Origin of the sequence: Streptomyces sp. NPDC006332, from assembly GCF_040612855.1 — a bacterium.
Lineage (GTDB): Bacteria > Actinomycetota > Actinomycetes > Streptomycetales > Streptomycetaceae > Streptomyces.
In genome coordinates, this window is sequence record NZ_JBEXRA010000037.1 from 23,640 (window position 1) to 34,470 (window position 10,831).

The 10,831-nt window shown below is 68.2% G+C and carries 9 protein-coding genes and 2 pseudogenes; 7 read left to right on the forward strand and 4 right to left on the reverse strand.

Features of this window, described 5'->3' with window-relative positions; translation table 11 throughout:
• Positions 1–25 precede the first annotated feature (25 nt).
• The 6 genes from ABZ027_RS28580 (at position 26) to ABZ027_RS28605 (ending at position 5,469) form a co-directional block, all read left to right on the forward strand.
• Positions 26–664: a VOC family protein gene (locus tag ABZ027_RS28580; RefSeq protein WP_356773314.1), complete on the forward strand. Its 639-nt coding sequence runs from the start codon at positions 26–28 to the stop codon at positions 662–664.
• Positions 661–1,500 (forward strand): fumarylacetoacetate hydrolase family protein, encoded by an 840-nt coding sequence (locus tag ABZ027_RS28585; protein WP_356773316.1) that lies wholly within the window; start codon positions 661–663, stop codon positions 1,498–1,500. The genes ABZ027_RS28580 and ABZ027_RS28585 overlap by 4 nt, the downstream gene beginning before the upstream one ends.
• Before the next feature lie 84 nt (positions 1,501–1,584).
• A complete protein-coding gene (locus ABZ027_RS28590) occupies positions 1,585–2,328 on the forward strand; it encodes a hypothetical protein (RefSeq protein ID WP_356773318.1) in 744 nt (247 codons plus the stop codon).
• Positions 2,329–2,424: 96 nt separating this feature from the next.
• Positions 2,425–3,414 carry a hypothetical protein gene (locus ABZ027_RS28595; RefSeq protein ID WP_356773320.1) on the forward strand — a complete coding sequence of 330 codons (990 nt, stop codon included), beginning with the start codon at positions 2,425–2,427 and terminating at the stop codon, positions 3,412–3,414.
• Positions 3,414–4,517, forward strand: coding sequence for an alcohol dehydrogenase catalytic domain-containing protein (locus tag ABZ027_RS28600; protein WP_356773322.1), 1,104 nt, complete (start codon positions 3,414–3,416; stop codon positions 4,515–4,517). Before ABZ027_RS28595 ends, ABZ027_RS28600 begins: the two co-directional genes overlap by 1 nt.
• A gap of 64 nt (positions 4,518–4,581) precedes the next feature.
• Entirely contained in the window at positions 4,582–5,469 is an 888-nt protein-coding gene (locus ABZ027_RS28605) for an NmrA family NAD(P)-binding protein (RefSeq protein ID WP_356773324.1), read from the forward strand.
• Positions 5,470–5,592: 123 nt separating this feature from the next.
• Here the strand turns inward: ABZ027_RS28605 and ABZ027_RS28610 are convergent, their stop codons facing one another.
• The 3 genes and pseudogenes from ABZ027_RS28610 to ABZ027_RS28620 all read right to left on the reverse strand — a co-directional run bounded on the left by ABZ027_RS28610 (position 5,593) and on the right by ABZ027_RS28620 (position 8,114).
• Positions 5,593–6,222, reverse strand: coding sequence for a TetR/AcrR family transcriptional regulator (locus ABZ027_RS28610; RefSeq protein WP_356773420.1), 630 nt, complete (start codon positions 6,220–6,222; stop codon positions 5,593–5,595).
• Between the two features lie 300 nt (positions 6,223–6,522).
• A pseudogene (locus ABZ027_RS28615) lies at positions 6,523–6,681 on the reverse strand (MarR family transcriptional regulator); the annotation flags it as partial.
• 368 nt (positions 6,682–7,049) lie between these two features.
• Complete coding sequence (locus ABZ027_RS28620; protein WP_356773326.1) at positions 7,050–8,114, reverse strand: zinc-binding dehydrogenase; 1,065 nt, start codon at positions 8,112–8,114, stop codon at positions 7,050–7,052.
• Positions 8,115–9,110: 996 nt separating this feature from the next.
• On the opposite strand from ABZ027_RS28620, the gene ABZ027_RS28625 reads away from it, so the two are divergent.
• A complete protein-coding gene (locus ABZ027_RS28625; protein ID WP_356773328.1) occupies positions 9,111–10,073 on the forward strand; it encodes an amidohydrolase family protein in 963 nt (320 codons plus the stop codon).
• A 51-nt stretch (positions 10,074–10,124) separates the two neighbouring features.
• Here the strand turns inward: ABZ027_RS28625 and ABZ027_RS28630 are convergent.
• Positions 10,125–10,616: pseudogene (locus tag ABZ027_RS28630) on the reverse strand (flavodoxin domain-containing protein); the annotation flags it as partial.
• Positions 10,617–10,831: the final 215 nt, after the last annotated feature.

Below are 10,831 nucleotides of genomic sequence, written 5' to 3' on the forward strand. Positions count from 1 at the left end.
ATTGACGGGCAAGGAGGCCCTCACGATGACGACGACCCCTCAGGCCGAGACAGGGGCCGGCGGGACGCAAGCCGTCGCGCTGCAGCTCACAGAGCTGGTGCTCAAGACCGCGCGCTACGACGACATGGCTGCCTTCTACAGGCACGTCCTCGGGCACGGCCCGTTCTACGAGCGGATCCCCGACCCGGACGCCCTGCCGCGCCCCGCCGGCATGCCCGAGCGGGCGGTCGACGTCCGGCTGGGCTTCTTCCGCATCACGGACGCCCCGCACAGCCAGGTGTTCGCCCTGTTCGGCGTCGAAAGCCTGAGCGAGACGGAGTCCTCCGGACCCGGTCTGCACCACTTCCAGTTCGGCGTCAGCGCCCTGGGCGACCTCATCTCCCAGCACGGACACATGGCCTCCATCGGAGTGCGGCCGCACCGTGCGGCCAACCACGGCCAGGCCACCAGCTTCTACTACCGCGACCCGGACCGGAACATCGTGGAGTTCTCCTGCCCCAACTTCGCCACCTTCGAGGAGGAGGTGGCCTTCATGTCCGGGCCCGCATTCGCCGCAAATCCCTCCGGGCTGGAACTGGACCCCGACCGCTTCGCCGCCCGCTACCGTGCCGGCGATCCCGAGCGCGAGCTGCTACGTCTCGACAACCGGGCGGTGGCCCTGTGACCAGGCTCGTCAGCACGGTCAAGGGAATTGGCAGGCTGGAGGACGACGGCGAGAGCATCGCCTTGCTCGACGTCGACACGACCGACCTCGGTACGGCTTTGCAGGGCGGCCTCGACCTCGGCGCCCTGGTCGTGGCCGCGGTCCGCGACCGTGCGCCTACGACGCAGATCCAGCTCCTCGCTCCCGTCCCCCGGCCCTCGAAGATCTGGGCGGTGGGCTACGCGTACGCCGACCACCGCACCGAGGTGGACTACAACGGCGCGGCGGAGGAGCCGGTCGTCTTCCTGAAGGCGCCGTCATCGGTCATCGGCACGGGCGAACAGATCCGCTTCCCGAAGGCGGCCCCCGACGAGGTCGACTACGAAGGCGAGCTCGCGGTCGTCATCGGCCGACGCGCGACCGACGTGTCCGAGGCGGAGGCGTACGCCTTCGTCGCCGGCTTCACGATCGTCAACGACGTCAGCGCCCGTGACGTGCAGAAGGGCCGGATCCCCGGCCGGGCGGCAGATGTCACCGCCGCCAAGAGCTTCGACACCTTCACCCCCATGGGGCCCGCCCTGGTCACACTCGACGAATTCCCCGACCCCGACGACCTGCACTTGCGCACCTGGGTCGATGGCGAGCTGCGGCAGGACGCACGCACCTCGCAGCTCATCCACCCTGTTCCCGCGCTGGTCTCCTATCTCTCTCGGCAGACGACCCTCGAACCCGGCGACGTGATCAGCACCGGAACCCCCGCCGGTGTCGGCCACAAGCAGGGACTCTTCCTGCGGTCCGGCACCGAGGTGCGTATCGAGATCGAAGGCATCGGCACCCTCGGCAACATCTGCGCTTGACGGACAGGGCGCTGCGAGGCGGCATTCCAGCCGGAGAAATGCCGCCTTCATCACACGATTCCGGCAGGCTACGGAGGCCATGACATGAGTACACAAGCCGAGGACAGCTTCGGCGGCGGAGACCCCTGGAAATACATCCAGCCGTGGGACGAGGAGCGTTTCGGCTCGGTAATCCACGACGTCGACCAGCGGGTGAAATGGGAGATGGCCATGGCCATCGCCGGTGGGCTGCCGTACATCTGGCAGGAGCTGGCCCGGCCGATCTCCGAGATCGTCTACGGTCTCCTCGAACTCCGTGCCGGAGACCGGGTTCTGCTCATCGGTGAGGGCATCGCGCCCGCCGGATGGGTCGAGGACATGCAGGCCATTGTGGGGCCGGACGGCGTCATCGACACCGTGGAGATCATCAAGGACGGACGGAACGCCGTCCTGGGCAAGGTCCCCGGCCGGAACGGCCAGATCGGCTGTTGGCGCTGGTCGTACACGGACGCGGTGGACGATGAGGCATACGACTGCGTCGCCGTGTTGCAGGCCACACAACACTCCGACGACTGGCACGAGACGGCCGCGGACCTGCTGCGAGTGATGAAGCCCGGCCGACGCATCGTGCTGGCCGAAGCGGTCCTCAAGGGAACGACGTTCACCTCCCGTATCAACTCTGACGTCCACCTTCGGCAGTGGTTCGACAAACTCTTCGCGCACGTCCCCGTGGACGACATCCCCTACTACTCCGGAGAGCAGATCCGCGAGGCGTTCGGGGACAAGGTCGACAGCCCTCAGCTGATGGAATGGAAGGGCATCGAGATGTACTGGGGCCGAAAGAGGTGACCACTGCCACAGGCTTGGGGCAAGGGGCTGCGGCACGCGTTCCCACCCCGTCACCAGAGTCGATCCACCCCTTCACCCAAGGACAAGGAGGTCCCCGTGAGTGTCGTTGAAGACGTCATGGTTCTGGGCTCCGACCATCCGTTGCGCAGTATCGTCCGCGACGAGCACCTGCTGCTCTCGCCGCCGCATCCCCCGAAGGTGCCCGTCAAGTTGTGGGGGGAGCACCCACCGCTGACCGTGGTGCACTATCCGCAGCAGTACGAGCCGGAGGCGTTCGCCCCGCCGCGCGGTGTCTACGAGAACGATGAGATCCGTGTCGAGTGGCAGAAAATGGACGGCCGGCAGCCGTTCTACCACCGCAACTGCGACGTCGACGAAATCTCCTACCAGATCGGCGGCGAGCGGACGCTTATGTCCGAGCTCGGTGTGATCGAGTTCCAGACCGGCGAGTTCTCCCGCATCCCGCGCGGCGTCGCCCACGACAACTACGGCCGCGAGGACAGCCACTTGCTGTTCTACATCCCCGCACCGGTCACCGAACTCGCAACGGCCCAGCGGGAGTCAGAGGCCATGATCCCGCCGTTCCCCGGTTGGCAGCCCGGCGAGACCAACGAGGCGATCACGCAGTGCATGGCCGCGGCGGGCCACGACATCACCGTCTTCGGGGCCGACGAACAGCTCCTGCTCGAGCAGGTGCACCAGGAGGACCGGCGGATGACGGTGCTGCGGGCCGATCCCGGTCAGGACGTGACCTGGTTGTATTCGACCGATCGCATCCGCCTCGGCATGGTCACCACCGTTCCTGGCGGGCAGCGCCGCTACCGGCGCACCCTCGATGCCGACGAGATCCAGTACCAGGCCCATGGTCACCGCACGCTGATCACCCAGCGGGGCATCGTCGACCTCGAGCCGGGTGATTTCGTGCGCATCCCGCTCGGCATCTCCCACAGCAGCGTCGTGACCGAGCCCGGTGACTACGTCAGTCTTCTCTCGCACCAGGAACTGCCCCAGGTCGCCGAGACCGCGCGTACGGCGGACGCGTACACGCCGGAACGGCTCCCGAGCCTCACCGTGGAGGTCCGCTGATGGCCACGATGCTTGCCCTGCGTGCGCACCAGGGTGCCGAAGCACTCGTCCTGGAGGAGGTGCCCGTCCCCGACCCGGGTCCGCTCGACGTGGTCGTGAAGGTCGCCTCCGCCGGCCTGGCGCCGGGCATCATGCGCCTGCTGCGGATGGGAGCGCTCAAGCACCTGCCCACCACACTCGGCCACGAGGCCGCAGGCGTCATCTCCGCCGTCGGCCGCGACGTCACCGGCCACGCGGTCGGCGACCGGGTGCGGGTGCACCCCCTGCTGAACTGCCGTGAGTGCGAGTACTGCCGTACCGACCGGGACATGATGTGCGCCCAGCAGGCCATGCTCGGCCACGCCGCCTTCGGCGATGCTCCGATGCCCCTGTACGAGCAGTACCACAACGGCGGACTCGCGGAGTACGTCCGTGTCCCGCACTGGCTGATCGATTCCCTGCCGGACTCCGTCGGCTTCGACGTCGCGGCCAAGGTCCAGGACCTGGCCAACGCCGTGCGCGCACTCAAGTGCGCCGACCTTCCGGAACGGGCCACGCTCGTGGTCACCGCCGCGACAGGCACCATGGGAACCGCGACGGTCAAACTCGCGGAGCACTTCGGTGTTGCCCGTCTGATCCTCGTCGGCCGCGACGCCGACCGTCTCCACCGCGTCGCCGGACTCGCCGGCGACATACCGGTCGGCGTCGTCGCACTCGACGAACTCCCCGAGAAATGGCCGACCGACGGCACCCTCACCCGTCGGCTGCGTAAGCTGGCACCCGAGGGCGCCCATGCCGTCATCGACTTCATCCCGGAGGGTCCCGCCCTCGGCCAGACGATGGCCGCCATGGCCACCGGCGGCACCCTCGTGCACATGGGCGGCAACACCACCCCGCTGGCGCTGCCCCCCATCGCCCTGATGATGCACTGCTGGCGCTTCGTCTCCACGCGCGCCTACACCCGCCAGGACGCCACGGACGTCCTGAGTCTGCTGGCGACGGGAGCCCTCACGGCAGACGAACTCATCACTCACCGGTTCCCGCTCACCGAAGCGCTCAAGGCCATGGACGCGATACAGCAACGCGTCGACGACCCCATGTGGATGACCGTCATCAATCCCTGACCCGACGCACCAGCGCGTCACGGCTCCGCGGAGTCGGCTCACAACAGCGGGAGGAAGCCGGAAAGTGTCCGAATCAGAAGCCGTACGCAGCAAGGAGCCGCCCCTGATCGCGGTGATCGGGGCGGCCGGGCTCTGCGGTACATACGTGCTGGAGGCCGCCCTGCGAGCGCCGTTCCGGGTCCGGGCCATGGTGCACGGCCCGGCAGGGCGGGACCGAGTGGCTGCCCTGGGCGTGGACGACATCGTCGAGGCCGACCTGGAGAAGCCGGACACCGTCCGTCAGGCGCTGGAGAGCGCCGACTTCGTGTTCATGATTCCGCCGGCGTTCCACCCGGAGGAAGACGTGCTCGCGATCAGGGCACTTGAGGCGGCTGAGCACGCGAGCGCGCGCCGGTTCGTGTACCTGTCCGTCCTCCACCCGCACACCCCCGGGCTGCGCCACCACCTGCGCAAGGCGAACGCCGAGGCCGCCGTGCGGGCCTCGGGGCTGAACTGGACGATTCTCCAGCCCTCGATGTTCGCGCAGATCGTCCTGTCGACGTGGGGGAGGGCTCCGGCCGGCCCCGTCCAGGTGCCGTTCAACGTCGACAACGAGTTCTCGTTCATCGACTTGCGTGACCTCGGGGAAGCAGGCGTCAAGGTGCTCTCCGAGCAGGGGCACGACTCGGCGACTTACGAAGTAGCCGGACCTGCCCAGACGTTGGCCGAAGCGGTGCGCGTCGCCGGGCGGGCACGAGGCGTGGACCTGGAGGCGCGGACGGTGCACTGGGCGGACGCACCGCTCCCGCCGGGAGTGGCGGACTCCGCGTCCCAGGCCTCGGACATGCGCGCCATGTGGCAGGACTACGACCGGCACGGCCTGCGCGGGAACAGCAACGTCCTGCGGATGCTACTCGGCCGGGAACCCACATCCTTCGCGGAAGCGGCCACCGCGTTCGCCGCGCGAGGCTGAGCGTTCTCGACGCAGTCGGGGACCTCCCAGGTGGAGGGAAGACACCTCTCGGGTTCGCGCTCCAACCGGGTGCCAGGCGGCGGACGAGGGTGGCAGCGGCCGTGCTTTCGGGTGCCTACGCCTTTAATTGCGCGGGGAGCTGACAGGCCGTAGGCCGTGGAGGACGACGTCGACGATCTGTTCGGGCAGTCCATCCGGGAGGTCGGGGTCGTGGCGTATGAACGAGCGGATGAGCAGAGGGCCGACGAGCATGTCGATGGCCAGTTCCAAGTCGACGTCCTGACGGAGTTCCCCGTTCAGCCGGCCTCGCCGGAGGACCTTCAGCCCGAGGTCGCGCCGGGGGGTGATCACGCCGGCGTGGTAGGCGGCCCAGATTTTCGGGCTGCTTCTCATCTGGGTGTGCGCGTTGTGCAGGATCGCCGACGAGCGGCTGGCCAGAGTGCGTTGGCGCAGTGACTCCAGCAGAACGACCAGATCGCCCCGCATCGACCTACCGGGGAGTTCTCGTTCGGCGGGCTCGGCGGCGCGGATGACATCGACGAAGAGATCCTCCTTGTCGCTCCAGCGGCGGTATATGGCTGCCTTGCCGACGCCGGCGGTGCGAGCGATGCGCTCGACGGAGAGGTCGGCCAACGGGACGCCGTCCTCGAAAAGCTTCATCACGGCTTCCAGGATGGCCTGTCCCACGGCCTTGCTGCGGGGACGACCGCGGATGGAACCGCAGGACGGCGGACGGCTTTCGGCATGGCTCATGGCTTTCCGTCCTTTCGCTCGCGGCGCACCGGTGCACGTCGCGCGGTCCGCGTGGTGACTCCGCCTGCGTCGACGCACCGGATCCGGAAGTGGCATCCGCTGGACGGCCGGGCCTGGTTCAGGGATCGAGTATCGATGGCGAGGGCGTCGGGGTTCAGTTCCTCGACCAGACGGTGAATCGTGTTCCTCGTCGTCCGGGGAGAGCGGCGAGGTCGCTTCCCGTTCGATCTCCCTCGCGATCGACGTGGCACGAGCGGCCGCCGTGTCCGTCGGCGGTCGCAGGCGCATGCTGCGGCGGCTGGTCGGATGCGGTTCGCGTCGCAGCAGTTCTCGCTCGACGAGTTGGTTCACTGCGGCTCCCATGGACTGGGCCGTGATGCCGGAGCGGCGCGCCGCACGCACCGTGCGCAGCCTGGCCCGACCGGCCGCAGCGGGAGAGGGCGTTCGGCCTGCCCGCATCGCCGCCCTCGCCGACACCACCTCGTCCGCGGCAACGTCCCCGTACTGCCCGGCACGGTGGTGGTCACCGTCGTCTCAACCTGTTACTGGAGAGCGCCTGAACGCACACCACGGGTGGGGCCGCGCAGCGAGCAGCGGTGGGGCCCCACGACTTCCCACGAGTCCCACGGCAGGTGAGGGCATGACCCTCACCGTCGCCCAACTCCTCGCCTTCAGCGCGGGCCTCATGGACCCGCGAGCACGTGGCGACAGAGTGGAACAGTGGCGCCGGCCGCAGCGTCCCCGAAGGTCAGGACTCCGCCCTGGACGCCTGGCTCACCGAGGAGACCGCCTTTGGCGAGGGTGGCAACCGGCCCACACCGGGAGTATCAGGGCAGGAGGATGACTTTTCCGGTCTGGCGCTGGCTTTCCAGGTATGCGTGGGCCTGCGCCGCTTCCTCCAGGGGGTAGGCGCGGTCGATGATCGGGTTGATCTTTCCGGCCGCCAACAGTTCCAGACACAGCTGCTGGTCCCGCAGGGTGGCGCCGCGCACGCTGGCGATTGTCACCTGCTGGCCGATGAGGGCGAGTGCGTCCAGCTCCAGCCGGGATCCCTGGTCGGTCGGTGTGCCCAGCACGATGACCGTGCCACCGAGCCGTGTGCAGGAAAGCGAGAGCTGGAAGAAGTCATTGCCTCCGACACAGTCCCAGACGGCGTCGGCGCCCAGGCCGTGGGTCAGCTCTCTGACCTGTGCCGGGAGTCGGGGATCGGTGGAGTGCAGAATGTGGTCGTAGCCGAGCTTCCTGAGCGCTTCGTCGCGGTCCGGCTTGGTGGTGGTGCCTATGACGGTGGCTCCGCTCAGCTTCGCCAATTGTGCGCAGGCGATGGCCATCCCGCCGCTGGCGCCGGTGATGACCACTGTGTCGCCGGGACCGACGGGTGCTTGCCGCGCGCAGTTGAGTGGGGTGGTGTAGGTCCACATGGTGGCTGCGGCCGTCTCGTAGTCGACGCCGTCGGGGATGGGCAGGATGGCGTCCTGGCGGCGCACGACGTACTGGGCGTATCCGCCGAAGACCTGGTGTCCGGGGTAGGCGGTGTCGATGCACAGGTTTTCGAGCCCGCGGACGCACAGGGCGCAGATGCGGCAGGGCGGGTGCGGAAGCTGCACCGCCCGGTCGCCGGGGTGCCACCGCGTGACGTTCTCGCCGGTGGCGACGATCTCACCGGCCGCGTCCCGGCCGAGCTGGAACGGCAGGGGCCACGGTGGCCGTCCCGGGAGAGGCTGCGGCAGGTTGCCCGCGCGGTACCGGAGATCCCAGCTGTTTACGGCCGTGGCGTGTACGCGCATCAAGATGTCGTCGGGGCCGACCTCGGGCATCGGCGCCTCGATGTACTTGAGCACCTCGGGGCCGCCGTGTTCGAACAGGCGGACCGCCATCATGGTCTGTTCCACTCTCACGTTCCTTCAGATCGTTACGCGGTTCATCGCAGGCCCGGAGCAGCCGCCCGCACCACCCGCCCGGTGACACCGGGTGCGAGCGGATCACGGCCAGGAGGCTCATCCGGGGGCGGACCGGCAGACCGACCAGTCAGGTGGCCCGTTGTGTGGCCTGGCCGTGGTGGTCGGTGCGGGTTGGCAGACCGCCTCAGTTCTTGACTGCGAGTCATGAGAAAGGACCGAGCCTATCTGGCTTCAGTCACTGGTGTTGACTGGAAAGTACCCTAGAGCTAGCTTGGCTCCAGTTCAAGAGAGGGGAATGGGTCACAGCCCCACGTCACCCGGAGTGCTCTGGAGCGACAAGAGGCGACATCTCCGCTGTCCAGATGCTGATAGTCAGGTGAGATACAGGGGCACGCGCCAGCGACCCGCCGAGATGACCGTCTGACCTCGTTGGGTCTGGCCCCGGCCCAAGAGGGCCCACTCGCGCTCGGGTCCGGTCGCTACGCGGCCCCGCCGACTCTGCGGGCCGACCACGACCAGCCAGCAGCGATCAGCCGGTCCAGCCCACCGCCTGCCTTCCGCCGTGCCTTCAACGGCTATGACTCGAAGGGCCATGGGCCACTCGCGAACGACGCGCCCCCGCGCGGAGTGCAACAGCTATTGGCGCGGCCCTGACCATCATTCGCGCGCCCCAGAGGGAGAGTGGACATGCCTGACGACCGTTCCTTCCAAACGATGACTCCGCCCGGAGAGCCCCGCACCAAGCCTCCTGCCGAGTCCACCCGGCGAAGATTCATCGCCGCGACCGCCGCTGCGTCGGGAGCCGCCGTGGTTGGCGGTCTGGTCGCGGGATCGCCCGCGCAGGCAGCCGGGGCGGCACCCGGCAGCCGTGTATCGACGACGGTCGCCGGTGTCCGGGGAGCCGACCCCAAGCAGCAGCCGACGCCACACCCGACGACCCGACCCGGGGGTGGCTCGAAACACCACCCCCATACTCCGGAGGCAAAGATGCGCATTGTGGCCGTGGAAGAGGCGTTCTCCATTCCTGGAGCCATCCGGCAGGAGGAAGTGATCCGCCAGCACATGGCCGTGCCGGAGGAGATCAAGCAGGAGTGGTTCCGGCGCCTGGACGATCTGACCGAGCTGCGGCTTGCGGACATGGATGCCAACGGCGTCGATGTCCAGGTTCTCTCATATTCCACGCCGGGCGTGGAAGTGATCGAGGATCCCGCGGAGGCGGTGGCCGCCGCACGGCGGATCAACGACTACTTGGCCAAGGCGGTCGCCGCGCATCCGACCCGCTTCGCGGGCTTCGCCACCCTTCCCTTGCAGGACCCGAAGGCCGCGGTCGCGGAACTGCGCCGGGCGGTGGAGGAACTCGGGCTCAAGGGCGTGCTGTACAACGACCATGTCCGAGGGCACTACCTGGACGAGCCGCAGTTCAGGCCGGTGTGGGCGGAGCTGGAGCGCCTGGGTGTGACGCTGTATCTGCATCCGGCTGTCATCCCGGCCGACAACTGGCATGTCTTCGACGGGTATCCGGTGCTGGTCGGACCGTCCTGGGGCTGGACCGCGACGACGGGTGCCCATGCGCTCCGTTTGATCTACGGCGGCGTGTTCGACCAGTTCCCGCGCGCGTCGGTGATGCTGGGGCACATGGGTGAGCTGCTGCCGTTCCAGATGGCCCGGCTCGACAGCCGCTACGACCAGGTGCCCGCCGAGCACCGGTTGCAGCACCTGCCCTCGTACTACCTGCGGAACAACGTATACGTCACGACCAGCGGAGTCATGTCGCATGCCGCGCTGCTGGGAGCCGTCCATGCCGTGGGCGCCGACCGGGTGCTGTTCTCCATCGACTACCCGTTCGAGTCCAGCGCCGAAGCGGTGGCGTTCCTGCGCTCCGCACCGTACGCACCGGCCGACCTCGCGCGCATCGCGCACGGCAACGCCGAGCGAATTCTGGGGCTGTGAGGAGCCACCATGCCAAAATCAGTCCGATTCGCCGAGTACGGGACATCGACGTAGGTCCGACGTGTGGACCGCTTCCGGGCCGGCGTCGGTTGGGCTCTGGGCGCCGGCACCCAGGAAGAAGCCGAGCAGGTTGATGTTGTCCTCACTGCCCGTGGTGGAGGCCCAGCCCGGCTACAGACCCAGGGCATCCAGTGCATGCCGCGCTGGGCGGTCATGGTGGCGAAGTAGCTCAGAGTGGACGACTTGTCGCCGTTCTTGGTTCCGGAGTTGGTGAAGCCCGCGGCGAGCTTGTCCGTCCAGGCCTGCGAGTACCAGCGCTTGGTGCTCGCCTGGGCGAAGGCGTGGAAGGCGGCGGAGGCGGTGCCCATGTAGGTGGGGGCACCGAAGACGATAGCGTCAGTGGCGTCCAGCTGCGCCCACTGCTCGTCGGTGATGGTGTCCACGGTACGGAGACCACTCCGGCGGCGGCTTCCGCTGCGCCACGGCTTCTGCGATGACGGCCGTGTGGCCGTAGCCCGAGTTAAAGGCAATGGCGACCGGAATGAGACATGGTGATGAGGGCTCCTCGAATGCCTTGCTCGCTACGTGACCAAGCCTCGCATTGGAAGAGCGCGCTGTGAGGGGAAGGGATTTCCCCTGCAAGCCATTCTCCGGGTAACCGAATTTCCCCTTCAGGGGTGACGGACAGACATGGCTGGACGCAGCAGACGCGTGGAGTCCTCGACCGTGGGCTCCTCGGCGAGGGCTGTGCGCGCCTG

What these genes read in the sequence shown, in the direction of transcription:
- ABZ027_RS28580 (WP_356773314.1), top strand. Translation starts at nt 26, where the DNA reads ATGACGACGACCCCTCAGGCCGAGACAGGGGCCGGCGGGACGCAAGCC.
- ABZ027_RS28590 (WP_356773318.1), top strand. Translation starts at nt 1,585, where the DNA reads ATGAGTACACAAGCCGAGGACAGCTTCGGCGGCGGAGACCCCTGGAAA.
- ABZ027_RS28600 (WP_356773322.1), top strand. Translation starts at nt 3,414, where the DNA reads ATGGCCACGATGCTTGCCCTGCGTGCGCACCAGGGTGCCGAAGCACTC.
- ABZ027_RS28610 (WP_356773420.1), bottom strand. Translation starts at nt 6,222, where the DNA reads ATGAGCCATGCCGAAAGCCGTCCGCCGTCCTGCGGTTCCATCCGCGGT.
- ABZ027_RS28625 (WP_356773328.1), top strand. Translation starts at nt 9,111, where the DNA reads ATGCGCATTGTGGCCGTGGAAGAGGCGTTCTCCATTCCTGGAGCCATC.